Below are 25,028 nucleotides of genomic sequence, written 5' to 3' on the forward strand. Positions count from 1 at the left end.
TTCCGATAGCTTTTAGAAGAGCTAGGTTCGCTGATGACGCAGATTGGGCTGATTAAAACGGATTATATAATAAAAGAAATCCGTCTTCATCCGCTCCATCCGTGTCGTCCGTGTACCATCGGCTTTTTTATTTTCCACTAATTCAAGTCTTATGAAAACCAAAGAAAATAACAATAACAGGGAGATGCCCCATGATTTTGAAGCGGAGAAACTGGTGTTGGGCACGATTATGACCGAGCGTTCCGCACTCGACGAGGTGCGCGAGATACTGACGCCGGACACCTTTTACGACGAGTTTCACCAACAAATCTATCGGGCGATACTGGCAGTGAGCGAGCGCGGCGACCGTCCGGACATGGTGATGGTGTGCAACGAACTGCGCAAACAGACGTCCGATTTTGACGCCTACCGTTTCGCGCTCGTGGCGGGCAGCGTGAGCTTCGACATCTATCAGCATGCCTGTCTGATCCACGACAAGGAGCGTCGGCGGAGGTTTTACGACATCGGTCAGTACCTCTGCGCCAACTGTTTCTCGGAGGAAAGCGACATTGTCGATGTGCTCTCCGAGGCTAGGAAAAGGCTGGACGATGTGCTTACGTATGCCGACAATAACGTGGCTACGGTGCGTGAGGCGGTGGAAGGCGTCTACCGGCAGATAGACCGGAATTTGGCGGGAGAGTCGGCACTGACGGGCAATCCCACCGGATTTCGTGAGATTGATGCCAAGTCGGGCGGTCTGCAAAAGTCGGATTTGGTGGTGATAGCCGCAGAAACCTCGATGGGAAAGACTTCGTTGGCGATAAAGATGGTGATGAGTGCCGGATGCGGGGTGGCGTTTTACTCGATGGAGATGAAAAAGGAGCAGATCGCCGCGAGGATGATGGCGATCGAGTCGGGCATCCCGCCCAACGAAATCCTCTACGGACAGCTCCCTCCGGTGAAGCTGGCTCGTGTGGACGAAACCGTCTCACGGGTACTCGACAGGGAGGTTTACTTTGACGATCGCAGCACTTCCAACGTGGATGTCATCCTCACTTCCATCCGCAGCATGAAACTGAAATATGGCATTTCGGGCGTGGTAATCGACTATCTCCAAATTCTCAATGTGAACATGAAAGGGAGCACAAAGGAGCAGCAGATGGCGGACGTGGCGCGACGGCTCAAGAACTTGGCTAAGGAGTTGGACGTGTGGATTATAGCCCTCTCACAGCTGAACCGCGACTCGCAAAATCCGCAACCTTCGCTCAACCGTCTGCGTGATTCCGGCCAGATAGCCGAAGCGGCGGACGTGGTGATACTCATCTACCGCCCCGAGGTGTACGGGAAGCAGTACCCGCAGCCTTTCCGCAATGCCGTCACCGGCGGTACGGCGATGTTGGACGTGGCAAAAGGCAGAAACATCGGTCTGCTCAAACTCATCTGCGGCTTCGACATGTTCACCACTCACTTTTATGAATTTGACAAAGTGCCCATGCAGAGAGAGGGAGAGGAGGAGGAGCCGTTTTAGGAGTGGTTAAATAAGTTGAGAATTTGGAGTTGAGAGTGAATTGTGCCTAGGGGAGCGTTTTTTTAGGGAACAAGGTTCGCTGATGACGCTGGTTTGGCTGATTAAAGCGGATTAATAATAAAAGAGGAATCCGTTTTTATTCGTTGAATCCGCGTCATCCGCGTACCATCGTCTTTTTCTCTTTATGAGTTCCGATAGTTTTTTAGAAAACAAGGTTCGCTGATGACGCTGGTTTGGCTGATTAAAGCGGATTAATAATAAAAGCGGAATCCGTCTTCATCCGCTCCATCCGCGTTATCCGCGAACCATCGTCTTTTTCTCTTTATGGGTTCCGATAGCTTTTTAGAAAACAAGGTTCGCTGATGACGCTGATTGGGCTGATTAAAGCGGATTAATAATAAAGGAAATCCGTCTTCATCCGCTCCATCCGCGTCGTCCGCGAACCATCGGTTTTTTCTCTTTATGAGTTCCGATAGCTTTTTAGAAAACAAGTTTCGCTGATGACGCAGATTGGGCTGATTAAAAACGGATTAATAATAAAAGAGGAATCCGTCTTCATCCGCTCCATCAGCGTTATCCGTGTACCATCGGCTTTTTCTCTTTATAAGTTCCGATAGCTTTTTAGAAAACAAGGTTCGCTGATGACGCTGATTGGGCTGATTAAAAACGGATTAATAATAAAGGAAATCCGTCTTCATCCGCTCCATCAGCGTTATCCGCGAACCATCGGCTTTTCCTCTTTATGGCTTTCTTTAATTGGAAATTAGGGAGAGAAGTTAAAGCTCCTCCTCTGTCTATCGGATAATGCTCGGCGGTGGTGACAGGACATAAAAAAGCTCGGTGAAGGAACCAAGCTATCACCATTTTTGTTATCTTTGCAATAAATTATAACCAAATTTCCGATTAGCATCTATCGATATGACAGCAAACGACTTCCTTCCGCTACGCAAGTTCCCCATCGGGATACAGAGTTTCGAGAAACTACGCAATGACGAGTTCCTGTATGTTGACAAGTCTGCTGACGTCTACCGTATGGCAACCTATGGTCGTGCCTACTTTCTCGGTCGTCCGCGTCGTTTCGGCAAAAGTCTGCTGCTCTCCACTCTCGAAGCCTATTTCTTGGGCAAGAAGCATCTGTTCAAGGGCCTTGCCATCGAGCAGTGGGAAAAGGATTGGACGGTCTATCCCGTGCTGCACATGGATCTTAATGCCGAGAAGTATGACCGCCCGGAGGGACTCAGCCTAATTCTGAACCGTTACCTCAGCATCTACGAGAGCATCTATGGAGCGGACTCACGCGAGATTTCTCCGTCCGACCGCTTCTACGGCATCATCCGTCGTGCCTATGAACAAACAGGCAAACAAGTGGTTGTCCTCGTAGACGAATATGACAAACCCATGCTGCAAGCCATCGGCAACGATCCGTTGGGCGATGACTATCGTAACACCCTCAAAGCCTTTTACGGTGTACTAAAAAGTGCCGACCCTTACTTGCGCTTTGTCTTCCTGACAGGCGTAACCAAGTTCGGACAGGTGAGCGTGTTCAGCGACCTTAACCAGCTGAAAGACATCAGTATGGATGAGCGATATGCTACTATCTGCGGTATCACCGATGAGGAGATGGAGGCGAACTTCCGTCCCGACATGGAACGCCTTGCTAAGAAAATGAACGTCGCCTACGAGAATATCCGTGACCGTATGCGTCGAACGTATGACGGTTACCACTTCTGCCAGAACTCCGAAGGGGTCTATAACCCGTTCAGCGTGCTCAATGCCCTATCCAAGCAAGCATTCGCTTACTATTGGTTTGCCACCGGTACGCCGACCTTCCTCGTGGAGCTGCTCAAGGGTAGCGACTATGACCTTCGGGATTTGGAAGGCGTAGAGGTTGGTGGATTCTTAATGATGAGCTACTTATCTCTGAGCTATATTAAGATGTTCTACCAATGTGGCTTTCTTACAATCACATCCTACGATGACAGATTCGATCTTTATACCCTCAATTATCCTAACGAAGAAGCTAAGCACTATCTTCAGCAGTGCCAACTTCAAGCTCAAAGAGCTTAATATTGTTTAGTGGTATCTATTCTATAATGTATAGGAACTTCCTCTATGAATAGAAAGAGAGTTCTTGGGTATTAAAAACTCTTTTGATTCGTCAAGCAATGATAGTCGGAACATAAAAAACTCTCTCTCTTTTGGCAGGTAATAACCTTTTTATACCTTTGCACATGAAATTCATTGCCAAACGAATTTCTTCGTTTTTGAATTATCTGCCGGTAATGGGTGAGCTCGTTTGCTGATAATATACGAATGTTGTAGCACAAAGAAAACATGAAGAATAAAATAGTTATACTTGTGATTTTTGGGAGTTTTATCGTGTCCATGTTTACAGGATGCCGGCAGTCTCCTTCAAAATATATTATTCCCCAAGCAGTAGACTCGGTCAGCAACGATAAAGACAGGATGGGGCTGAATGGAAAAGTCAAAACGCTGGATATTTATTATTATCGCCCGGAGAATGCATCCTCTTTCTTCTCTGTGAAATTCAAAAAGGGTGAGAAATGGGAAGAGGACGGAATACACCACTGCCATTTACGCTTCAATATCGACGGCAATCTTGTTCAATATAACGAATACGACAAGCAAGAAAATGCTATCCGGAAGATCGGTTATACCTATGAGGATTGGGGATATACACGTGCACTCAGCTCTCCGAAAAGTAATGATACGGTTGTCTACAAATATAATACCGACGGGAAGCTGTTGGAAGTCATGTATAGTGATCTGCATGGGGAGATAAATACCTATGACGACAGAGGGAATCTTATCCGTACGAAACAGGTAGACGGCACGATTTACAAACCGGCTATGATCGAATATGATTATAACGAACACGATTTATTGGTCGAGAAAAGGGAGTTTTATAGTATAGGCGAGCTGTCGGGAAAGACAGTCTATGAATACGATGCAAACGGCCTGTTGGCTCAGACTCAAGTGTATGATTTGCTGAGCCCCGATATGCCGGAAACGCACTTCATCTATGAATACAGTGACAGTAACCGTGTTGTGGAAGAATACAGGATTGACGATGAAGGTAATAAAGAGCTGGAGTCTTGGTGTAAACGTGAATACTATCCGAATGGCAAACTGAAAACGGTTGTCCGCAATAGTATCGTGCAAGAAAAATACGATGAACAAGGTAGGCCGATCGACAAGAAACCGGGATTTGAAATACTCTGCAAAGACTTTCAGGACTACGACTATGATACGAATGGTAACTGGATTGAAACAAAGAATTTCAAAGATTATGTTGATTTTGGCACAGGACTCGGGCGTATACTGAAACCTTATGTCGAGCGTGTCTTTACGTATTACGAAGAATAAAAACTTAAACTTAAAACAATATGCACACACAAAAGTTCAGCCACATGCCGGGCGGTAAAGTCCTCGAAATCATTATAGCCATTTTGACTATAGTCTTATTTATTATCTTTTTGGTACTTCTATTTGCCAATGCACTTAGTTTTATCTCCGTACTTATTTTGCTGGTATCGGTTATAAGTGTGATATGGTTTACCTACAAGTATTATAAACCGGCATTTACCGATGTTATATTTTCGGATGAAGGCATTATAAGTAAAACTCATTTTGAACAGGAAGAGTTACCGATAGATACCATAAAGGGAATTTGGTATTATAAAAACGGGAATCAGACATGCATTAAACCATATTCTGATAAGGATAAATTGAAAAACTGTATCATTATCATAGGAGACATTGACTACTTTACAAATGTTGAATATATCGGTTTAAACGGTTCTAGCGTGTTGCGTGATTCATTTAAGAGAGGATATACCACCTTAGTGTACAGGAAAAAGCTGGATGGAGTATTGAAAGAGTATGACTATAAGATACGGCATAACGCGCTGCATAATAACATTGCCGGTACATACTGAAAAATGAAGCGACGGGAAATTCACCCCTGACGGGGCTATGCTTTGTTTGGACATTTCCTAAAGTGGAGAGGGGAAAAATCAGTCACGGTTCTTCCTCCTTCTCACGGCTCTCCCAGAAACTCCACTACGGCTTCGTGCTGCAAGGGCGTCAACGCCCGTTGGTGCGTGTGATAGTGCAGCTCCTTGAGGCGGAGGGTGAGGTCGGAGTTCAGGACGATCCAGCGGCGCAGTTGACTTACCGCGCTACGAGAGGTGCTGTGAGGAAAATATTGTAGGGCGAGGTCGCTCAGATAGATTGCTTTCATAATTGTGTTATCGTTGTTTTTATACCTACAAAGATACAAAAAAATAATGAATGGAGAAAGGCGTACGGACGGCGGACAACGAACCGTTTCCGGGCTTTTGTTTTTGGCGGTTTACGGGACATATCGGTGTAAGTCTGCTTTTTTTCTGAAGAAATATGCTCCTCCGCGACTCATAATTGGAAGTTTTACTATACATTTGCGTAGGTAAAACGGAATGAACTACTATGAGGTATTTTTTTGCATGGTTTCTCCTGTTATGGGTGACGACCAATCTTTCGGCACAGAATAAGGAAACCTATGATACGTTGTTGAATCAGGTGAAGAACCTCTCGTCCGGGCAAGTGATCGAACGGGGAGACAACTACCTGAGAGAACGGCATACGGATACGGCAATCGTGCTCTACTCCATTGTCTATGGGCGTTTCCGTGAGGGCATGAGCGAGGAGGAGAAAGAAGAGTGTGCCACCGGATATCTGAAAGCCGGGGATGTGTACTACGAACAGGGCAGCTATACGAACGCTTTGGAAATGTATATCAACGGACTCAAAATCTGTGAATCTTGCAAGAATAAACCCGATCTGATGCTCTTTTACAAGAACATCGGGAACATCTACTGCATCTTCGGCGATTATGAACGGGGAATCAATTATTATGAGACCGGCTACGGTTTCCATGAGAAATACCCCAACCGGAAGGTGGAATGCGACCTGCTCTCGAACCTGACGGGTATGTGCAGCTTTATCAAGGAGACGGACAAGGCGAAAGAGTATTATAAGATGGCCGAGAAGCTGATGCAACCGGGCGATACGACTAAAATTTATATTTCATACTTTAACTGGGGACTCATTTTGGCGAGTGAGAACAAGTATGAGGAAGCGGTGCGTTATTTTTCCAAAGCCGCCGATTATACCCATCTGCCGGAATATCGCTGTTACGCCTACGAGCAACTTTATCAGACGTACGGATTGCTGGGGCGTCAGGATTCCGTCCTGCATTATTTGGGGCTGTGCAACGAGCTTGCCCGGAAGAATGATTTCACGCAGCTTTATGTGCAGACGTTGAAAGTCTACTCCGATTATTATAAGGATAAGGACGAACGGAAAACCCACTATTACAAGAGCAAATTCCTGTCTATCACGGACTCCATCTACAACGTCCGCGAGTTTTACCGTATCAGGAACATGCAGTTTCTCTATGAACTGGAAAAAACGAACCAAGAGATTACCGAGTTGCAAATAGCACGGAAGATAAAAGAGGAGAAAGTGCGTCAGCAACGCCGGGCTTTGTCGGGCATAGCAATCGGTCTGCTCCTGATCTCCGCCCTGCTGTTCGTGGTGTACCGGCAGAAGAAAAGCATCCAGAACTCGTATCACAACCTTTTCCAGATGAACCAGAAGGTACTGCTCTCGGATGCGCAGAGGAAACTGCGTTGCAAAGAGTATGAACAGAAGATTGCTTCGTTGCAGTCGGAGTTGGGGCGTTATAAGGAGCGGCAGACGGAGATACTCTCCGAATCGGACAGAGATGGGTCGGACGGTAAATCCGCGAAGTATCAGACCAGCAAACTGAATGACGAACAGAAGCAATCGCTGCTCCTGTCCATTCAGGAAGTGATGGAGCAGACGCTAGCTTTCTGCGAGGAAGACTTCTCACTGGAACGCCTGGCGGAACTGGTGCACTCCAACTATAAATACGTCTCTCAGGTCATTAACGAGAACTGCGGGAAGAATTTCAGCGACTTTATCAACGAGTACCGTATTCAGGAAGCGCGGGTGCGTCTGATGGATGCCGAGCACTACGGAAACTATACGATTCAGGCAATAGCGGAGAGCGTAGGCTATAAATCACAGTCCACTTTTATCCGCGCCTTTCGTAAGATAACGGGTATTCCTCCCTCCATTTACCAGAAAATGGCACGGGAAGAGGGTGTTTCTTTTTGCAATTCATGAATTGAAAAAAGACGGATTTGGAGAATGAAATAATAATCTCTACGTTTGCCCTATGCATTGCTAGCAAATTATTTCATTCAAAAAATTAAAAACTTGAGCTTATGAAAAGAATAGCTTTACTTTTTAGCGTATGTCTGGCAGTATCTGTATGGGCAGGAAATGGAAACACAGTAAATCCGTTTGGGAATAACCTGAAGTCGGAACCTCTGAAACTGAAAATGAAAATCCAGCAACCCGCAGAACGGGTGGGTATAAACCGGCAAGAGCGTTCGGCTGCCGATGTGAAAGCCAAAATGGTTTCCGAATCTCAACAGACCCTCAAGGAAGGCTTGCAACTGGGTAGTTGGCTGGACGAGGCAGGCTTGCGTGCATTGGCAAAAGAATCTACGAAACAGCGTTTGGACAGCATAGTGGCCGTAGTAAACTCAACGAACGAAAACTTTAGCCGTCAGTGCTTTACCTATGACGAGCGGAATTTGCCAAAGCTCCGTACCAATTACGTATGGGATTATGCTACAAAAAAGTGGATAAGTGCCGAAGAATACGGTTACGAGTGGGATGAAGACAGTTATTGTCTCAGTCAGTGGGGTATAAATACGATGTACAACGACGGAGGTCAGAAGTATGAATTTACTTATAATGACCGTAAACTGGGTATATCTCAAGTTATCTCCAATTATGTATCCGGCAAGTGGATTCCTTCCGAAAAAGGTATTTATACGTATGATGACCGTGGAAATATCATAGAAGAAATGCTTTACCGGTATGATGAGGACAACTCCGAGTGGGTTTACGCAAATCATAATAAAGTGAGTTATGATGCGAAAGGCCGGCAAACAAGTTGGGAAGGTTATACATGGGACGGTACAGACTGGACACCTACAGGTGAAAAGCAAGAATATGGATATGACGATAATGGAAATCAACTTTATTGGAGCTTCTCCATCTGGCAGCCGGAAACAAAAACTTGGTTGAACCATCACCGGGTGGAACAAACATTCGAGAATAACCTGATTACGGTTCAGGAAGAGAAGTTCTGGAACAAGACGCTACAATCTTGGGTAGGCGTGGAAGAATATAACGGAGCAGTGCTCTACAACGGGAAAACGGACTTCCGGTATGATGATCAAAACCGCGAAATCTATGAAGTGGCTTACACGGCAAAAACATTGGAGGGCTACAAAAAGGCGGTGGATATGGAATTTGTTTATACACCACTGGATAATGGCGGTACGAAACTTTTCCGCAAGACTTACTTCTATACAGATGATACGAACAAGGAGTTGAAGGGAGAGCTTACCAAAGAATTTGATGCGAACGGACAGATTACTTACGCTTTCGAGCGTCAGGATAATCCGGATGTAGGTGCATGGGTAAACTGTTACGAGGAAAAATACGAATACAATGAAGCTGGCAACCTGAAAGGCTCCAGATATTGGATATACGAGTACACCGTTGAAAATAAGAAGCTGGCTGAAGTAAGTGAAGAATATATTTATGATAATAACCAGAATATCGTTGACTCCTATTACCAGACCGGACAGGGAACGTCAGAAGATGATTGGGTGAATGTCAGTCGTTTTACCTACAAATTCGAGCAGGATACGGTTCGCGTGGAAAAACTTGCCTATCGATGGGATGGAGAGGCTTTCATTCCTAACTGGGGAGATGGTTGCAGCTTCGATTATACCGTGCCTGCTGAGAATATAATCATGTGGATTGGCGACAGACCATACCATAAGATTACAGAGACACGCAGCTACGTGGCAGACGGTACGGAATGGGATTACTGGAAGTTTGTATATCACTATTCGGATGCCGGTACAGGCTTAGAAAAGAATACAGTGGACGGTTCTGTTTCCGTTTATCCGAATCCCGTGGCAGATGTGCTTTATATCCGTGCGGAAGGAGATGTGGAAGTGGCTGTTTACAGCGTAGAGGGAGCACGTCTGCTGATGACACAGGAAAAGCAAGTGAACATGTCGTCTTTCCATCCGGGAGTCTATATCGTGGATGTGAACGGTGTCAGAACGAAAGTTGCAGTAGTTGGGAATTGAGTGGAGTAGGTACTTTGAGTACGTATTGATATAGGGAATGCGGGTGAATAAGGGTCATGGAATCCATATTGACCCGCATCTGTGTTAAGTCATTTGATGTAAGAACAAGGTTCGCTGATAACGCGGATTGAACTGATTAAAACGGATTAATAATTTAAGAATCCGTCTTCATCCGCCCAATCAGCGTTATCCGCGAACCTTGTTCTTGCTAATTCCTCTGCGTTAATTGACTGAAAGTATATGTGTACTTTTTTAAGGCACGGATTACGCAGATTACGCGGAAAAATATAGATTCTCTTCTTTTCCGTGTAATCCGCGTAATTCGTGCCTAAAGTATCTTTATGTATAACCTTTGCTTTTGCGCACGCCTCTATATAAACAAAGGAGAAGCCTTAGCTCCCCCTTTAATTTTCAACTATTAATTTTTCATTGAGTAACGTTCAACTTAAAGAACTCCTCCGTCGCTGCGCGACACCTCCTCTATAAACAGAGGAGGAGTTTGGGGCGTCATATTTTCAATTTTCCATTGAACAACTCTCTATCTAATAAAGCTTTTTATTCCGTAGGCTTCACCTCCGGCGAATCTTTTTCCTCACGGAGTTTCTTTTCCGCTTCCCGTCTGGCTTTTACAGTGACGGTCTTCTCAAACGTCAGATGCTTCGAGCTGGTGACCTCGTTGAGCATTACTCCGGGACGGAAACGGATGTGTGCCTTGTTGATATTCTGGGCGGTGAAATCCTTCTCATTGTCGGTCGGCGTTTTGGTAGACACGGCGAGTTGGAACGTTCCGAAATCACCCAGCGACACGATGTCACCGTCAGCCAAATGCTTTTGCGTGATCTTTATCAAGCCACGCAACACGTTGAGCACATCGCCTTCGGTCAGTGATGACGAGTAAGCTATCTCGTCGGCGATATAATTGATATCCACCGTGCTGCGGGCTTGCGCCAAGGCATAGTAACGTGGACTTTCATCCCGCTTTTGCGGGTTTTTCATAGGTACTGCACTAAATTTTACACTCATAATCTTTTAAAGTTTTGTGGAGAGGCAGGGAGCTCGATCCCCGTTTTTCGGTAGCCGGCTTCCCGTCCGCCTCTCCTGATTCATAAATTGTTTTTATCCGTTTGTCTCATTCGCGATTTTGACAATGCAAAGATGCGGGTTCCTCCGTCAGTGCAGTGGTAATACCCGACAATCACGCCTATTTATGCAAAAACATACCGATAACATAACCTTTTAATAAACAGAAACATCATGAGTATGAAGTCGAACAAAGAACTGTGGGCCACCGCCATGCGCGCTGCCCTGCGTGTGGAGTTTATCACCAACATAAAAGAACTCTCCCTGTATGCCAAATCATTGTATCAGGCGATGCTGTGGGCGAAAGAACATGGGGAATCAAGAACAGGCAAATAGAGACAGGTGATAAACAATAATAGGAGAGAACCGATATTAATTAACTAAAAATAGAAAGGAATAAGTTATGAGCAGCGTAGAACAACATCGTATCGATAGGATTAATAAGATTCTGGAACGTTTGGATGCCATCCCGGAAGAATTGGACGAGATCCATGTACAAATATTTGCCGGGAATATGAACCGTACTACTTTTGTGAAGTTAGTGGACAGACGACAGGCACTTTATGTAGAATTGGAAAATAAGAAGCGGGAATTACAAGAGGTGTATAAGATAATTAATAATTAAGAATGAAGAATTAAGGATGGAGAACAGACTGATTCAGTATGAGAAAAGGGGCTTAACACCCCTTTTTACCCATCAAGCGAAGCTGTTCAAGACTTCTTCTCTATCATTCTACCGTAAGTAATTGATAGGTGTCTGTGTTGTCCATGAAGCCTTCTGCGGAGAAAGTGGCAATGGAAGCAGTTCGTCGCATATTGTGCGGAGCGTTCCTGTCAATGCGCATTGATAACAGCGCCGTATATACACGTCCGGATAGCTCGAACGCGTTTAGGATTTGCTCTGTGGATGTATCTTCCGAAGTATCTTCGGTAGGAGCAGTAAGGATATGCAGTTTCAGAGTGAGCAGTGCTTCCTGGCTACCTCCTCCTAATGTTTTCCAGACACTTTCTCCACATTCCATTAACACGGCAGGCATAGCGACGGACGGTGTGCCTGTTTCCGAATTACCGCTCCAAAGTCCGGTCGTTTTGAATAGAGGTGCACCGTTTTCATCTGTCAGTGATTTCAGACAGGTCAGGATGTCCTGATAGAGTTTCTTTCTCATATTTCTTCTTTTTTAAATGAATAAATGTTTTCTACCCTCAAAAGTGCGATTAAAGATGCGGGCAGGCAAGAAAGCATGGAATAGTTGCAAGGATGCGTATAACAGTTACATACTCCTGTGCAACGGCTGCAACTTTGGCGACGGAAGTATTTTTATCGTCGTATGTTTGCAACGAATCAAAAACGAAACAAAAAACTTCCTGTGGACATGATCCGAATATATGCCATGAAGATGGTGGACGCAGGGATATTATTAACTTTTAAATACTTTATAAATTATGGCAGAAGATGTAAAAAAGAACAGTTTCATCTATGGACTTGATGAGTTTAAGTTTAATGATGTTGCGTTAGGTTACATTAGTGAAGATGGTTTGGAATGGGCTGGCGATAAACCGGAGAAGGTGAAAATCAATGCTGCTCAGGTGCAAAGCGGTCCGGTAAAAGTAATCACCAAAGGATTGGGCACAAACACCATTACTTTCAAGTTGATTGAGCTTGACGGAAAAAATTGTGAAGGCGTATTGGGTGGAACGTATAAAAATGGGGAATATACACCTCCCAGCTCTGTTGAGGACAAGGTAGGAAAGGTAGAGATTGAATGTACCAGCGGTCATGTTATTACAATTCCTAATGCTAACCTGTCTGCAAAACCGGCGGGCAAAATCAGCGGAGGTGAGCTGTTCAGCATTGATTGTGAAGTAGAAATTCTTGCTACTGAGAATGTTGCTCCTTACACAATTACTTATCCGGAAACAGGAGTAGAAGGAGCTTAATCTTTAAGTAATGGAAAAGACTACGGAATTAAAGGCTTCCGGGTTGTTGTTAGATCTGGGTGTGGCGGTACCTATCCGCCCACTCGGATTTTTTCATAAACGGAGGAAGCCCCACCGCATCGTTATGCGGACACCTTCTACCGGGGATCTTTTACGGATAGGCAGGCTCTATTTGCAAACCGGTGTACGAATGGAAGACATAAAGGAGTATGATTTTGAAGCTAACATGGAATTCATGGTATTGCACGCTAAAGCGGTGAGTCGTATGGTAGCTTATGCCATGGCGGGCGGTAAGGTGAAAGGATGGTTGCTTAACCGTCTCTTGGCATGGTGGCTGCGTTGGCGTGTGCATCCGCTGTTTTTACAGGAAGCATGGTTTCAGATGATCAATATGCTGGATTTAAGCCCTTTCAAGATTATTATCAGCTCGGCACAACAGATGAATCTGATGAAACCGAAGCTGAGCCGTCAAAACAGGAAAAGGAGTTAACGGGCCACATGGAGGGCTCCCATAGCCTTTTCGGGCTGATCTGGCAGATAGCCGGTACTACGGGATGGACAGTACAACACATTTTATGGAACGTTTCTTACCCTTTACTTCTGCTCATGGCGGCGGATGCGCCCAAGTATGTGAAAAGCACGAAGAAAGATGGCAAGCGTAGAGGCAACAGAGGTTCTGCCCTCAAGTTGTTTCAAACTATACTGAAGGAAAAAGACAAAGAATAATTTGGACTTGTTGTTACTCAAGGAGACTAAGAGCAACGAAGAAGTTGTTTTAATTAATAATCGGCAATGAATGATTAATAATTAAGACGGCTTCTTTGTTGCTTGTCGGTTACCGGGAGTGATAGAAATACTATTAAAACAAATAAGGATTATGGTACAGAGAGGATGCAGTTATGCGAAACGAGTGAAAGAAGTCAATGAAATATATGACAAGTATGCCCGTATGGGACTTAGCAACCGCGCTATCTGGCGCAGACATATCTGGCCGGTCTACGGCATTTCCGAGAAAACATTTTATAATTACATCAATGCTTCCGCTGAAGCACGGATAGAACGAAAATTGAGACAACTGGAGATGGGACTGTGAGCTTTCACAGTTCCCTATAACATTTACACAGACTTCGGTAACTGTTACAATTCTGCAAGCGAATATAGTGTAAACATCGTACGTTTGTTGTGGACTGAAAAAAGTCCTTTTGAATCTTATTTATCAGTTATCAATTAAAATAATATGGAACCAATAGAACTGGAAGTAATCATGCGTGACCGCACCAAAGACGGAGTAAGCGGAGTCACTCAGAGTATCACGAATTTAGAGCAGACAATGGAGCAGGCGACAGCTTCTTTCATTGCGGATTATGACAGGCAGGTTGAGGCGGTGAAACGGCTTGAAAACCAAATTCAGTCACTTCGCGGAAAACTGGATACACTGTCGGCAGGTACTCTTGCCGACGGATTGAAAGTAGAACTCAATATTGCCATTTCTAATCTGTCGGAAAGTAAGGGAGAACTGGCAAGCCTGAATACAATAATGCAGGCAGGCATAGCTACTGCAGGGTTGCTGGGAGCGGAAAAGGAGAAGCTGGCTCGTGTAGAGGCAAACCTTCAGGCAGTAATGGCTATAACCAATGGGATACAGGAAGTTGCCAATCTGGCAGGTGTAAAGAGCTTCTCCATAAGTGCCATGGTGGCTAAGGGTATTGATTTGTTTACAGCTGCAAATACCCGGCTGGCAGTGGCTTTGGGACTCTCTGCAGGGGCTGCGCAAGTTCTGATGGCTACACTTACATTGGGACTTTCGGTGGTTATTACAGGATTGATTTATGCTTGGAATCAGTTTAGCAGCGCACAGGAGGAAGCCCAACGGAAACAGGAGGAAGCGGCTGAAACTGCCAGACGGCAGGCGGAACAGGAAGAACAGTTGCGTAAGTCGGTTTCCGGAAGTGTTGCCTCACAGATATTGGAATACAAAAAATTGCAGATGCAATATCAGGCGTTAGGTAATGATATGAAGCAAAAGCAAAAATTTGTGGAAGATAATCAAGAGGCTTTCAAGAAGCTGGGTGTTGTGGTAGGAAGCGTAAGCGAAGCCGAAAATCTGTTGGTGGATAATGAAGGTGCATTCCTTGAATCTATGAGTAAGCGTGCCATGATGGCGGCTGCCATGGAACTGGCTTCTGAAAAATACAAGAAGGCCGTGGAGAAGATGATTGAGGCGGAAACCCCGAAACAGTTTAATAAAGCTGAAATGGATAGTATGAGGGGAGCTGCGAAGAAATTATCGGAGGGGTCTGGAAAAAGTTATTATTTGATATTAGGGGAAATGATGAAAATGTCTCAAAGGCAAGCTGCTGCTGAGGCAAAAAAAGGATTGGAAGAAGGAACTGCAATCTTACACATGGGAGTGAGAATGGGGAATTTGTCCGATGCCGCATTGACAAAAGGAAATATAGAGACAAATGCCGGTTCCTCAAAACAGAATGCGCCTACGGTTACCAATGAGATGGAAAAGTATCAGTTGGATGCTGAAAAACGACTCAAGGATCAGGAAATCGCTTTGGAAAAAGATGCGTCGGAACGTAAGAAGATGATTGCCGACAAGGAATATCAGGAGGAGATAGCGCGTATTGACGAGGAAGAAAGCAGGATGCTCCGCCATTATGACGAACTGCGAAGGGCAGGGGAAGAAGTATCTCCCGAAGTAGTGCAGGTAATCCGTCTTAATTATGAGAAGCAACGGGAAAATGCCGGAGAAATTTATGATAATAAGATTGATACCGTTAGCAAGGAGGATAATGAGAAAAAGCAGAAAGAAGTGGATGAGTTGCTGAAGAAATATCAGTCTTATGCAACCAGGCGCACAGAACTGGATAAACAATATGCTGCCGACGCTCTAAAACTTGAAACACAACTGAGCGGAGCTAAGACAGAAGCGGAGCAGGCGCAACTGAAAGAATCGATAAACATTCTGGAAGATAAAAAGAAAGCAGCCGTCAAAAGTCTGGAAGAAGAACAAAAGAAAAATGCCGAAACCGTATTGACGAATACAGCTACCTGGAAACTTATTTCAGAAGATGCCTCCCGCAAGTCTGTCAAAGATATTGGCAATATTTTGGAGCAGGCAAAGCAGTTGTATGACTATCTGGATGGCAAAGAAGGTGTGAAACTACCTGAAGGAGTTGATCCGGAGAAAGTCAAATCACTGGTTGGCGATAAGGATTTTAAGAATAAGTTGGGTGGTATTATTGATACCAAAGAGGGAGACCTTACTAAAAAGAATCCGTTTGCCGGCTTTATGTCCCAATCGGAAAATCTGTTCAAGTCTTTCAAATCGGATAAACCGGAAGATGCTCAAAAGGCGATAGCCGGGTTAGGAGAATCTTTCAAAGCCTGTACTGCTTTTCTGGGTAATATGGGAGATTGTCTCGGAGCAGTATTCGGTGATGAGGTGGGCTATGCCATTGATCAGGCTATGGCGCTTGCCCAATCTGTATTTGATGTAGGTGCCGGTGCTGCCCAGATAGCTTCCGGTGATATTGTGGGTGGAATCTCTAGTATGGTGAGTGGAATCAGTTCCATCTTCGCCATGGGCAAGAAGGTGAAAGCGGAAAATGCCAAAGTGCGCAAAGAATTGGAGGCCAATGAAAGAAAATCATATCTGGCTGAACTTGAGGTTAATGCTTTGTACAGGCAACGCTATGAATGGGCAAAAAAGATTGGTGAAAGTACGTTGAACCATATCAAACGTCAGGGAGAAGAACTTAACAATCAGTCGAGTGCCAATGCCAAGGAGCAGGATGAGCTTTGGAAGAAGCTGATGGGAACTCAGTATAAAGAGAGTGAAACTTATAAACACGGTACATGGTTTCGTAAGGCCAAGATTGAAACGGAATGGGGTAGTTTGGAAGGCAAAAGCTGGGAAGAAATCGAACAGTTGGCAGCAGCCGGAAAGCTCTCTGAGGAAGGAATGCAATATTATGAAGCATTGAAGAAAGCAAAAGAAGAGGGTGAAGACCTTGCTGCCCGTCAGGAAGAATATCTGGAGTCGGTGAGAGAAACATTTACCGGAACCTCTTTTGACGGTTTTGTGTCTTCCATTGTGGATGGTTTTAAAGCCGGGAAACGCAGTGCCGCCGATTTTGCCGACAGCTTTGAGGAATTGATGAAAGGAGCTGTGACTTCTGCCATTCAGATGATGGCAGAAGAAAAATCCCGCGAGTTTTATGAGGAGTGGGCTGCGCTGGCAAACGATGAGGACGGATTGACACAATCGGACATCGCCTACCTGAAAGAGAAGTATCAGAAGATGATGGAAGAAATCACGGCAAGCGGTGAGCAACTGGAAGAAATAACAGGAACAAGTGTGACCGAAGGCAGTTCGCAAAAAGGAGCGGAAGCCGGAGCATTTACTACGATGTCTCAGGAGCAGGGAACGAAACTGGAAGGACTGTTTACCTCGCTGCAGGACCACGCTGTGAGCATAGATGATAAAATGACGGATATGAGTGTGGTGATGTTCGACAGTTTCGATACGTTGAACCGGATAGCGGACAACACCTCCTGCCTGATGGGGATGGCAGCGGATATTAATGAAATGAAACGTGACGGTATTAAAATGAAATAATTATGAAAGTATTGAATAATCTTTTGAAAATAAACGGACAGTGTGTCTATCAAAATTACGGCGCATTTCTGGTAGAGGAGCGGCAGGGTGATTTGAGTAATTATGAAGAGTTGCTGAAGCCGCCCGCCATGAAGCCTTACACGTCGGTGAGTTTCCGCGAGGAAGATGGTGAGAAGCTACCGGAACGATTGCCTTCCCCCTGTTTTGAAGCTAGAGATGTGACACTTTACTTCGCTCTTGTAGCTGAAAACAAGCAAAGTTGGATGAGTAATTATGATAAATTTGTCCGTATGCTGAAAAGCGGAGAAAAGGCGAATGGTGAAAAAGGTGACGGATGGTTGCGTATCGAAGTGGCCGAGTTGGGTAAAACCTATAAAATGTATTACAAACAATGTAGCCAGTACAGCCAAATCACTCCGCTGGAGGATGGTAAAACGGTAGCTGCCAAGCTGAAAGTTGTATTGAGAGAACCCAATCCGGCGGTCTGAGTAATAACAGAAAAAATAAATGCTATATGAAACTGAATATATATAATCAGAAGAATGAATTGGTGACCGCCGTGTCTCCTTCGGACAATTCCACGTGTAAGCAGGATTTGATGGGGGATGATGTGCTGAACCTTTCTTTCACGCTTCCGGCCTACATCAAACTTCATGTGAATGATTACATAGACTATGAAGGACAGCGTTATACGTTGCTCAATGATTATGAGCCTACGCACAACAATAATCAGGAGTATGAATACAGCCCGAAGTTTTACGGAATTATCGGGGAATTGAAAAAGGTGTTGGTGGTGCATGAGACCGACGGGGATTTTGAAACGGACTTTTCGCTCGATGGAAGGCCTGCGGATCATTTGGCGAAGATATTGAACAGAGTCAACCATATCCAGAACAGTGGGAAGGAATGGAAAGCCGTTATTGATCCAGAGATTCAGGACTTATCCAAGACAATCGAATATAAGAACAGGTATTGCTTTGATGCGCTGAATGAGATAGCCAATACTTTTGAGACGGAATGGTGGATAGATGACAGTTGTATCTTTTTATCCCGTTGCGAACGGGACAACTCTCCTTATGAACTGGGATATGGGGAAGGACTGCTCGATCTGTCTAAAACGGAGAACGACGGGGATGTACAGTTCATCACCCGCCTGATACCGCTTGGCAGTACTCGTAACATCGACAAAAGCAGTTATGGCTTTTCACGTTTGCAACTACCGGTAGATGAAAACGGTGTCAGGCCCCGTTATGTGGAACAAAACACGCAATACGGTATTTATGAAGCGGTGGAGGAAGATGCTTTTTCAGAGATTTATCCCAGGATGGATTTTAAGGTGACAGCCGTTCGTTGGACAGAGAAGACAGGAGAGGACGGAAAGCCCTTTAATATCTATTTCTTTAAAAGCGATAACACGGAATTTGACCCAAATGACCATGAAATAGCCGGTCTGACAAAACATATCGTTTTTCAGGGTGGAAATTTGAACGGCAGGGATTTTGAAGTCAACTACAGCAGCACCACTAAAGAATTTGAGATAGTCACTCAGTTTCCGTTTGAAGGGCAACAACTGCCGGGCGGAAGTCTGATTCCGAAAGAAGGCGATCCGTATATCCTGTATAACATTTCATTGCCCGGAGAAGTGTGTAAAGCGGCAGAAAAAGCATTTCAACAGGCTGTTGGGGATTATCTGAAGAAATATAGCGAGGATGTCAGTGTTTATAAGGCTAATACGGACTATATTTATTTGGATGAGAATGCGATAGACCTGAAGCTGGGAAGCCGGGTGAAGTTGAAAAGTAAACAGTATTTTGAAGGAGGGGGAAGCCGTGACAGCCGTATTACTTCTATCTCCAAAAAGATAAATAATCCTTTGCAGATGTACATCGAGTGCAGTCATGCGGTAGGAAAGGGGCGTGCAGACCGTATGGAGTCCAATATCAATGATATAAAGATGATGATTGCGGACAAGCTTGACGACACTACATTTGCTATTCTGAAAACATGGGATACAGCGGAGATGAGCAATTTCAACGTTCTTTCTGCTTTACGCACTATGTTGGAAATCAAGCGGAAAGCGTTGAGCCGTTTGGAAGATGATATTGCAGCGGGAGCCATTACTTTTAATAAGGAGGCTGTTTTTAAGGATGGTATCCGGGATGCTGCTGTGGTTTCGTCCGGCACGGGTTGGCATATAGGGTATGATGCGGATGGGAATTCCAAGCTGGAGGTGGATAAACTGCTTGTCCGCATGGAAGCGGTCTTCCGTGAATTGGTAATCGAGAAACTTTCCCATGTGGGAGGTGCTCGTATCGCTTCACCTGCCCGTATGAAATGTACAATGGTTGAGAACGTATCTGAGGCGGGAAAACTCGTAGGTTACCGCTGCTTTTTTGACCGGGGAGAGAATAATGAGGTAGAGAATGAATTCAAGGAGAACGACTTGGCGCGCTGTCAGGTGTTCACAGGAAAAGGGTTGAAGTTTTACTGGCGTAAGGTAGTGAAAGTCGGTGATGATTACATCGTATTGTCGGACCGTAACGGGGAAAAGGCTTCCGATTGCACGGGTATTCCTGCTGCCGGTGATGATATTTGCCTGTGTGGTAATACTGGCAATCCTGATCGTCAGAATGTGATAATGGAGACTTCCTACGGCAGTCCTACTTATGTTCAGTACCGGGGCATCAACAGCTTTACGCTTGCCGGCAAAGATGTTGTGGTTCTTTCTCCGGAAGGTAACAAGTTTGTGGGGGATTTCTTTTCGGAGAACGGTGATAACCTCCTGACCAGAATCGCCTCTGTTGAAGGTAAGATAACGAGCCAGATCTCCGGTTGGACTTATTACTACAATCAGAAGAATAACTGCCTCTCCAACGGTTTGTTTAACCTGACACTGGATAAGTGGGAGTATAATCCGGAGTCTGTCTATGTTGACAATGAGGGTCTGTTGTTTCTGAACGGTTCTTTGTATCTGGAAGACAAGCTGATCCGTATCGAGCCTTATGGTGAGGAGTATGCGCTTCATCTTCGTAACGGGCGTGTAACGCAGTTGTATTCTAATTTCGCCAAAAGTCCGTCGGGTGGTCCCAAGCATATCGTTACGATGAAATATGCCGTAAAGGGTTCTGCCATGTTGAGCTTTGGTTTTGACGGCAAGCAGCAAGTGGTCCGTCTCACGGGCAACGGTGAGTTCAAGTATCTGGTGGAAAACATCACTTACGGCAACGGTAATTTCTTTATCTCATGTATCGGAGATATCTATATTTCCTTTGTGACGCTGACGTTGAACGAGCCGTCTATCGGTGAGATCCGTTCCACGATGGAGCAGTTTGTAGACCGTGTAAACCTATCCGTGACACGTGGTGATTTGGTTTCTTCCATAAATCTGGCTCCCGAAGGTGTGAAGATCTCCGGAAATAAGGTCGACATCACCGGAGCTACTTCTTTTAATGGGAATGTTATAATTGATGATGTATCAGGATCTATTAAAATTTTAGATGGTGATATCAAGTTAAAAAGAGATGATACGATAAAAATAGATAATGATGAAGATAAATATAAGATTGTATTAAAAAATAATGGAAGTGGTCATTTAGCGGGAGGAAATATCAAATGGGATGAAAAGGGTGAACTCTGTATCAGTGATAGTGAAATTAGTATAGTGGATAAAAACACACTACAGGGTATTAATATAACAGCCAAAGATATATCTGAAGTATCAGAGGGAGCTAACAATATATATGCTGGCATAGGATATATGGAGATAGATGATAAACCTGATGGTAAAAAACATATATTATCTTTAGGTGATATAAATATTGAAAAGAGAGGAACCTATGTAATCAAATATGATTTTTTATTAGAAATGTTTATGCAAATTCGTGCTAGAGATGAAGGCAGCTTTGGTGATATGGAAAGTCGAATTAGAGTTATAATAAGGAATGATCAATATGAAATAAGAAAAACATTAGGTGAACTTTTTGCGGTTTTATCAATAGAACAGGAAAGTGGAAGTAAAACATTGAATCCTAAACCTTCACAGAGAATAAATGGTGAAATAACGTTGAGTTTGTCTCCTGCAATTTATAATATAGAGGCAATATATGATACTCGTTTATATGAATACGTTCCTTTTGAATCTGCAAAAACAGAGTATCATGTATCATATACTCCTAATAATACTTGTTTACTGTCATTATTTAAAATTGTCAATCAAAATATAATTGGTAGAGATGGGATTAGTGTGATATATGATACGGACAATGTGTTTGAGGTGAAAAAGAAAACCAATGGTATAGTTGTAAGAGCTAAATTACCAAATATAAATACTGTTATAGAAGAAAATCAGTTGTATGTGGATGAAAATGGTTTTGTGAAAATAAATAAGCGTAATTCCTAAAATATATATTTGCATATAGGTATAATAGAATCAGAAGATAATATAAGCTATACTATATTACCTTCTGTTTTCTTCTTTTTATTCCTCTATAATATTTTGAAATTCCATCCAACCTGGTGTTGTATTATATTTATCATATGAACCTTTTGGTATATATAATTTACAAAATTCAGTATTCCAGAATGTTTCTCTATCTTTATCTACACTTGGCGGGTTAGGATTTAAAGAATGAATACTAGTTAGTGAAGTACAAGCTGAAAAACAAGACCATCCTAACGAATCTAACTTACTTGGGAGAGTTATTTCTTTAATATTACTACTTGCAAAGGCTAATATCCCAATATATTCTAAGTTTTCAGGCAGAGTTATAGATGAAAGCTTAGAACCATTAAAAGAGTTATTTGGTATTTTTTTTATTTTGGGAGGAATAACAATAGATTCTATTCCAGAAAGCAGAAATGCAGCATTTTCTATTGATTCTAAGGAATTGGGCAAGTGTATAGATTTTAATGAAGTGCAACTTACAAACGCTGATTCAGATATTTTTTCAACAGTTTCTGGAATTGTGATTGATATGAGTTTTCGACATTGGTAAAATGCTTTTTCATCTATGATCTTTAAATTGGTAGGAAGTTTACATATTGTTATTTGAGAATTATTAAATGCATTTTTAGGCAATACATCTGCGATATAATTGTCGTATGTATCTTGATAACTTATAATGTGTGCTTTGCTCATATCTATGTTGATCAGTTTAGTAGCCTCTTTCATGGTATTTATATCCATAGCATTGATGTTACCTGTAATTGTCAGTTTACTTATATCCTGATTTAGATAATCTTTGAGTGTTCCTGGAATTTCTAAATTAAGAGTAAGTTCATTATGTTTTACTATAACTTTACACCTCGTCGAATCTCCTATGATAGATGCTGTAATCGTTGTTTCACCAGAATTAATAGCAATGATTTTTCCATTGTCTACAATGGCTACATCTTTATCATCAGTTTGCCATTTTATTTCAGGCATGGTTTCCGGTTCAGGTGAAATAGTAACCGATAATTCATATGTTTCATTCGGCTTTAGTGTTATTGTTTCCTGTGAAAGAGTAATTTTATAAGATTTAACGTTAATCCGGCATGTGGCAGACAGACCAAGTTCTTCCGCTGTTGCCGTAACAGTTGCTGTACCAACAGCTCGACCGGTTATCATTCCGTCTTCATTCACTTCAACTATTTTTGTATCCGAAGATTTAAAAGTATATTTTAATGTTTCAAATCCGGGCGTTTCGTTGATGACTTTTAATTGATATTTACTTAATGATATCAAGTCGATTTCTTCTTCTGCAAAGTAAATTCGTCCTTTGGACTCCTCGTCCTTGCAACTCAGTAATAACAAAACAGAAAACAATAGTAATAGAATCTTTTTCATATACATTTACAGGGTTTAGTTTATGGTTACAAATCTAAGAATATTTTTGTAAAGGTTGATGAATTCTTGAGGAAAAGATGAGTTTAGTATCAATCTTTTAATATTTCAGATAGTAATCTTTTGACAATCTCTAAAGTCATTAATCAGAATATAATCGGCATAGATGGTATAAGCGTAATGTATGATACCAATAACTTTTTTGAGATAAAGAAAAAGAATGATAAAGTTGTTGTTCGTGCAAAGCTGCCAACAGAATCAGAAGCTACTGAGCAAGGACAATTATACAGGGATAGCAGTGGATATTTGAAGATCAAGTAATGGAATGACTAGAAAACAGAAAGAATCTTAACCATAAACGTTAGATCCTTTCTGGTTTTCTCTGTTTCTATTCTTCAATAATGTTTTTAAATTCCATCCAACCTGGAGCGATATAATATTTGTCATAAGAACCTTTGGGAATATATAAATTGTAAGTATACCAAAATGTAGTATTATCTGCGCTTGGAGGAATAGGGTTTAATGAATGGATTTCAATTAAAGAAAGGCAGTTTGAAAAGGTATGATTTCCTAATGATTTTAAATTGCAGGGAAGTATTAATTTTTCAATGCTACTGCCTTTAAATGCACTGCTTCCTATACTTTCTAACCCTTCAGGCAGAGTTATAGAAGATATTCGTGAATATTCAAAAGTCTGAGAAAGTATCTTTTTTATTTTAGGAGGAATAATTATGGATTTAATGCCTGTATATGCAAAAGCTGAACTTTCTATTGTTCCTAAATCATTTGGTAATTGTATGGATATTAATGAAGTGCAATCAGAAAATGCTCCGTTTGATATGGTTCTTACAGTTTGCGGAATATTTACTTTGATTAGTTTTTTACAATTTTTGAAAGAGCTTTCTCCAATTGATTTTAAGTCGTTGGGAAGAAGGCATATTCTGATATTAGAGTTCATGAAAGCTTCTTTAGGTAATTCGTTCTCATTGTTACTATAGTAATTATCTTGATAACTCACAATGTGTGCTTTACTCATATCTATATAAATAAGTTTGTCTGATTTTCTTATAGTGAACATATCTACAAAATTGATGTTCCCTGTGATAGTCAGCTTGCTAATATCTTCGTTTAGAAACTCTTTCAATGTTCCCGGTGTTTCCAAATTAATGACGAGTTCTTTGTATTCCACCATAACTTTGCAGGAATCGGGTTCTCCACCACATGATGCAATGACATAAGCCTCACCGGAATTTACGGCAGTGACCCAGCCGTTTTCGTTCACTTTTACTATTTGTTCGTCGCTTGTCTCCCATTTCACATATTGGTTAATGGATGACGCTGGATTTAATGTTACCGACAGGCTTTGCATTTCATCGGGCTTTAATGTTATCTCTTTGTTTGAGATCGTTACTTCGAACGGTTTTACATTAATCCTGCAAGTCGCTACTTGCTCTGAGTTGGATTCTTTTACAGAGATGGTGGCATGTCCGTTGGCAATAGCGGTGACAAAACCTTTGTCATCGACTGTCGCTATGTTTTCGTTTGATGAAGAGAAGATATATGTCGCTGTGGCTGTTGGCTTGTCACGATTGATTTTTAGTTGGTAACAGGTTTTAACCGCCAGGTCAATCTGCCCATTTTCAAGATAAATCTGATTGACAGGTTCCTCGTCCTTGCAACTCAGAAGAACCAAAACAGAAAGCATTAGTAATAGAATCTTTTTCATATGCATTTACAGGGTTTAGTTTATGGTTACAAATCTAAGAATATTTTTGTAAA

22 protein-coding genes are annotated in these 25,028 nt (G+C 42.8%); 16 read left to right on the forward strand and 6 right to left on the reverse strand.

Annotated features, from left to right (window positions below):
• The first annotated feature begins 151 nt into the window (after nucleotides 1–151).
• The gene (locus tag DXB63_RS03235; RefSeq protein WP_122124940.1) at nucleotides 152–1,507 is read left to right on the forward strand and encodes a DnaB-like helicase C-terminal domain-containing protein; all 1,356 of its coding nucleotides are present in this window, start codon (nucleotides 152–154) and stop codon (nucleotides 1,505–1,507) included.
• A 660-nt stretch (nucleotides 1,508–2,167) separates the two neighbouring features.
• Here the strand turns inward: DXB63_RS03235 and DXB63_RS03245 are convergent.
• The gene (locus DXB63_RS03245; RefSeq protein WP_122124942.1) at nucleotides 2,168–2,371 is read right to left on the reverse strand and encodes a hypothetical protein; all 204 of its coding nucleotides are present in this window, start codon (nucleotides 2,369–2,371) and stop codon (nucleotides 2,168–2,170) included.
• A 54-nt stretch (nucleotides 2,372–2,425) separates the two neighbouring features.
• Between DXB63_RS03245 and DXB63_RS03250 the strand changes: the two genes are divergently transcribed.
• The 3 genes from DXB63_RS03250 to DXB63_RS03260 all read left to right on the forward strand — a co-directional run bounded on the left by DXB63_RS03250 (nucleotide 2,426) and on the right by DXB63_RS03260 (nucleotide 5,466).
• Nucleotides 2,426–3,574, forward strand: a complete 1,149-nt coding sequence (locus DXB63_RS03250; RefSeq protein WP_122124943.1) for an AAA family ATPase — start codon at nucleotides 2,426–2,428, stop codon at nucleotides 3,572–3,574.
• Nucleotides 3,575–3,841: 267 nt separating this feature from the next.
• The gene (locus tag DXB63_RS03255) at nucleotides 3,842–4,894 is read left to right on the forward strand and encodes an RHS repeat domain-containing protein (protein ID WP_122124944.1); all 1,053 of its coding nucleotides are present in this window, start codon (nucleotides 3,842–3,844) and stop codon (nucleotides 4,892–4,894) included.
• Between the two features lie 20 nt (nucleotides 4,895–4,914).
• Nucleotides 4,915–5,466: a hypothetical protein gene (locus DXB63_RS03260; RefSeq protein ID WP_122124945.1), complete on the forward strand. Its 552-nt coding sequence runs from the start codon at nucleotides 4,915–4,917 to the stop codon at nucleotides 5,464–5,466.
• 101 nt (nucleotides 5,467–5,567) lie between these two features.
• Here the strand turns inward: DXB63_RS03260 and DXB63_RS03265 are convergent, their stop codons facing one another.
• Entirely contained in the window at nucleotides 5,568–5,771 is a 204-nt protein-coding gene (locus DXB63_RS03265) for a DUF4248 domain-containing protein (RefSeq protein ID WP_122124946.1), read from the reverse strand.
• Between the two features lie 224 nt (nucleotides 5,772–5,995).
• Here DXB63_RS03265 and DXB63_RS03270 point away from each other — a divergent pair, with 224 nt between their 5' ends.
• Both DXB63_RS03270 and DXB63_RS03275 read left to right on the forward strand, forming a co-directional pair.
• A complete protein-coding gene (locus DXB63_RS03270; RefSeq protein ID WP_122124947.1) occupies nucleotides 5,996–7,720 on the forward strand; it encodes an AraC family transcriptional regulator in 1,725 nt (574 codons plus the stop codon).
• Between the two features lie 101 nt (nucleotides 7,721–7,821).
• Nucleotides 7,822–9,777 carry a T9SS type A sorting domain-containing protein gene (locus DXB63_RS03275; protein ID WP_122124948.1) on the forward strand — a complete coding sequence of 652 codons (1,956 nt, stop codon included), beginning with the start codon at nucleotides 7,822–7,824 and terminating at the stop codon, nucleotides 9,775–9,777.
• A gap of 555 nt (nucleotides 9,778–10,332) precedes the next feature.
• On the opposite strand, the gene DXB63_RS03280 is transcribed toward DXB63_RS03275, so the two are convergent.
• On the reverse strand, nucleotides 10,333–10,800 hold the full coding sequence (locus DXB63_RS03280) for an HU family DNA-binding protein (protein WP_122124949.1): 468 nt from the start codon (nucleotides 10,798–10,800) through the stop codon (nucleotides 10,333–10,335).
• 231 nt (nucleotides 10,801–11,031) lie between these two features.
• Between DXB63_RS03280 and DXB63_RS17870 the strand changes: the two genes are divergently transcribed.
• Nucleotides 11,032–11,193 (forward strand): hypothetical protein, encoded by a 162-nt coding sequence (locus DXB63_RS17870; RefSeq protein ID WP_158563628.1) that lies wholly within the window; start codon nucleotides 11,032–11,034, stop codon nucleotides 11,191–11,193.
• 67 nt (nucleotides 11,194–11,260) lie between these two features.
• On the forward strand, nucleotides 11,261–11,482 hold the full coding sequence (locus tag DXB63_RS03285) for a hypothetical protein (protein ID WP_122124950.1): 222 nt from the start codon (nucleotides 11,261–11,263) through the stop codon (nucleotides 11,480–11,482).
• Between the two features lie 103 nt (nucleotides 11,483–11,585).
• On the opposite strand, the gene DXB63_RS03290 is transcribed toward DXB63_RS03285, so the two are convergent.
• Nucleotides 11,586–12,023: a hypothetical protein gene (locus DXB63_RS03290; protein ID WP_122124951.1), complete on the reverse strand. Its 438-nt coding sequence runs from the start codon at nucleotides 12,021–12,023 to the stop codon at nucleotides 11,586–11,588.
• A gap of 277 nt (nucleotides 12,024–12,300) precedes the next feature.
• On the opposite strand from DXB63_RS03290, the gene DXB63_RS03295 reads away from it, so the two are divergent.
• The 7 genes from DXB63_RS03295 to DXB63_RS03325 all read left to right on the forward strand — a co-directional run bounded on the left by DXB63_RS03295 (nucleotide 12,301) and on the right by DXB63_RS03325 (nucleotide 21,824).
• Entirely contained in the window at nucleotides 12,301–12,795 is a 495-nt protein-coding gene (locus DXB63_RS03295) for a hypothetical protein (RefSeq protein WP_122124952.1), read from the forward strand.
• Nucleotides 12,796–12,805: 10 nt separating this feature from the next.
• A complete protein-coding gene (locus tag DXB63_RS03300; RefSeq protein ID WP_122124953.1) occupies nucleotides 12,806–13,285 on the forward strand; it encodes a hypothetical protein in 480 nt (159 codons plus the stop codon).
• 8 nt (nucleotides 13,286–13,293) lie between these two features.
• Nucleotides 13,294–13,521, forward strand: coding sequence for a hypothetical protein (locus tag DXB63_RS03305; protein WP_233522752.1), 228 nt, complete (start codon nucleotides 13,294–13,296; stop codon nucleotides 13,519–13,521).
• A gap of 151 nt (nucleotides 13,522–13,672) precedes the next feature.
• On the forward strand, nucleotides 13,673–13,888 hold the full coding sequence (locus DXB63_RS03310) for a hypothetical protein (protein ID WP_369869572.1): 216 nt from the start codon (nucleotides 13,673–13,675) through the stop codon (nucleotides 13,886–13,888).
• 144 nt (nucleotides 13,889–14,032) lie between these two features.
• Nucleotides 14,033–17,425, forward strand: coding sequence for a hypothetical protein (locus DXB63_RS03315; RefSeq protein ID WP_122124954.1), 3,393 nt, complete (start codon nucleotides 14,033–14,035; stop codon nucleotides 17,423–17,425).
• A 2-nt stretch (nucleotides 17,426–17,427) separates the two neighbouring features.
• A complete protein-coding gene (locus tag DXB63_RS03320) occupies nucleotides 17,428–17,913 on the forward strand; it encodes a hypothetical protein (RefSeq protein WP_199604153.1) in 486 nt (161 codons plus the stop codon).
• A 26-nt stretch (nucleotides 17,914–17,939) separates the two neighbouring features.
• Nucleotides 17,940–21,824, forward strand: coding sequence for a hypothetical protein (locus tag DXB63_RS03325; RefSeq protein WP_122124956.1), 3,885 nt, complete (start codon nucleotides 17,940–17,942; stop codon nucleotides 21,822–21,824).
• Between the two features lie 78 nt (nucleotides 21,825–21,902).
• Here DXB63_RS03325 and DXB63_RS03330 read toward each other — a convergent pair whose 3' ends face one another.
• On the reverse strand, nucleotides 21,903–23,252 hold the full coding sequence (locus DXB63_RS03330) for a leucine-rich repeat protein (protein WP_158563629.1): 1,350 nt from the start codon (nucleotides 23,250–23,252) through the stop codon (nucleotides 21,903–21,905).
• Between the two features lie 120 nt (nucleotides 23,253–23,372).
• On the opposite strand from DXB63_RS03330, the gene DXB63_RS03335 reads away from it, so the two are divergent.
• Complete coding sequence (locus DXB63_RS03335) at nucleotides 23,373–23,570, forward strand: hypothetical protein (RefSeq protein WP_122124958.1); 198 nt, start codon at nucleotides 23,373–23,375, stop codon at nucleotides 23,568–23,570.
• A gap of 67 nt (nucleotides 23,571–23,637) precedes the next feature.
• On the opposite strand, the gene DXB63_RS03340 is transcribed toward DXB63_RS03335, so the two are convergent.
• A complete protein-coding gene (locus DXB63_RS03340) occupies nucleotides 23,638–24,975 on the reverse strand; it encodes a leucine-rich repeat protein (RefSeq protein WP_158563630.1) in 1,338 nt (445 codons plus the stop codon).
• Between the last annotated feature and the right edge of the window lie 53 nt (nucleotides 24,976–25,028).

This window comes from Bacteroides sp. OM05-12 (genome assembly GCF_003438995.1).
GTDB lineage: Bacteria > Bacteroidota > Bacteroidia > Bacteroidales > Bacteroidaceae > Bacteroides.

What these genes read in the sequence shown, in the direction of transcription:
- DXB63_RS03300 (WP_122124953.1), top strand. Translation starts at nt 12,806, where the DNA reads ATGGAAAAGACTACGGAATTAAAGGCTTCCGGGTTGTTGTTAGATCTG.
- DXB63_RS03305 (WP_233522752.1), top strand. Translation starts at nt 13,294, where the DNA reads ATGGAGGGCTCCCATAGCCTTTTCGGGCTGATCTGGCAGATAGCCGGT.
- DXB63_RS03245 (WP_122124942.1), bottom strand. Translation starts at nt 2,371, where the DNA reads ATGGTGATAGCTTGGTTCCTTCACCGAGCTTTTTTATGTCCTGTCACC.
- DXB63_RS03320 (WP_199604153.1), top strand. Translation starts at nt 17,428, where the DNA reads ATGAAAGTATTGAATAATCTTTTGAAAATAAACGGACAGTGTGTCTAT.
- DXB63_RS03290 (WP_122124951.1), bottom strand. Translation starts at nt 12,023, where the DNA reads ATGAGAAAGAAACTCTATCAGGACATCCTGACCTGTCTGAAATCACTG.
- DXB63_RS03280 (WP_122124949.1), bottom strand. Translation starts at nt 10,800, where the DNA reads ATGAGTGTAAAATTTAGTGCAGTACCTATGAAAAACCCGCAAAAGCGG.
- DXB63_RS03310 (WP_369869572.1), top strand. Translation starts at nt 13,673, where the DNA reads ATGGTACAGAGAGGATGCAGTTATGCGAAACGAGTGAAAGAAGTCAAT.
- DXB63_RS03340 (WP_158563630.1), bottom strand. Translation starts at nt 24,975, where the DNA reads ATGAAAAAGATTCTATTACTAATGCTTTCTGTTTTGGTTCTTCTGAGT.
- DXB63_RS03315 (WP_122124954.1), top strand. Translation starts at nt 14,033, where the DNA reads ATGGAACCAATAGAACTGGAAGTAATCATGCGTGACCGCACCAAAGAC.
- DXB63_RS03260 (WP_122124945.1), top strand. Translation starts at nt 4,915, where the DNA reads ATGCACACACAAAAGTTCAGCCACATGCCGGGCGGTAAAGTCCTCGAA.
- DXB63_RS03255 (WP_122124944.1), top strand. Translation starts at nt 3,842, where the DNA reads ATGAAGAATAAAATAGTTATACTTGTGATTTTTGGGAGTTTTATCGTG.
- DXB63_RS03235 (WP_122124940.1), top strand. Translation starts at nt 152, where the DNA reads ATGAAAACCAAAGAAAATAACAATAACAGGGAGATGCCCCATGATTTT.
- DXB63_RS03250 (WP_122124943.1), top strand. Translation starts at nt 2,426, where the DNA reads ATGACAGCAAACGACTTCCTTCCGCTACGCAAGTTCCCCATCGGGATA.
- DXB63_RS03330 (WP_158563629.1), bottom strand. Translation starts at nt 23,252, where the DNA reads ATGAAAAAGATTCTATTACTATTGTTTTCTGTTTTGTTATTACTGAGT.
- DXB63_RS17870 (WP_158563628.1), top strand. Translation starts at nt 11,032, where the DNA reads ATGAGTATGAAGTCGAACAAAGAACTGTGGGCCACCGCCATGCGCGCT.
- DXB63_RS03295 (WP_122124952.1), top strand. Translation starts at nt 12,301, where the DNA reads ATGGCAGAAGATGTAAAAAAGAACAGTTTCATCTATGGACTTGATGAG.
- DXB63_RS03265 (WP_122124946.1), bottom strand. Translation starts at nt 5,771, where the DNA reads ATGAAAGCAATCTATCTGAGCGACCTCGCCCTACAATATTTTCCTCAC.
- DXB63_RS03270 (WP_122124947.1), top strand. Translation starts at nt 5,996, where the DNA reads ATGAGGTATTTTTTTGCATGGTTTCTCCTGTTATGGGTGACGACCAAT.
- DXB63_RS03325 (WP_122124956.1), top strand. Translation starts at nt 17,940, where the DNA reads ATGAAACTGAATATATATAATCAGAAGAATGAATTGGTGACCGCCGTG.
- DXB63_RS03285 (WP_122124950.1), top strand. Translation starts at nt 11,261, where the DNA reads ATGAGCAGCGTAGAACAACATCGTATCGATAGGATTAATAAGATTCTG.
- DXB63_RS03275 (WP_122124948.1), top strand. Translation starts at nt 7,822, where the DNA reads ATGAAAAGAATAGCTTTACTTTTTAGCGTATGTCTGGCAGTATCTGTA.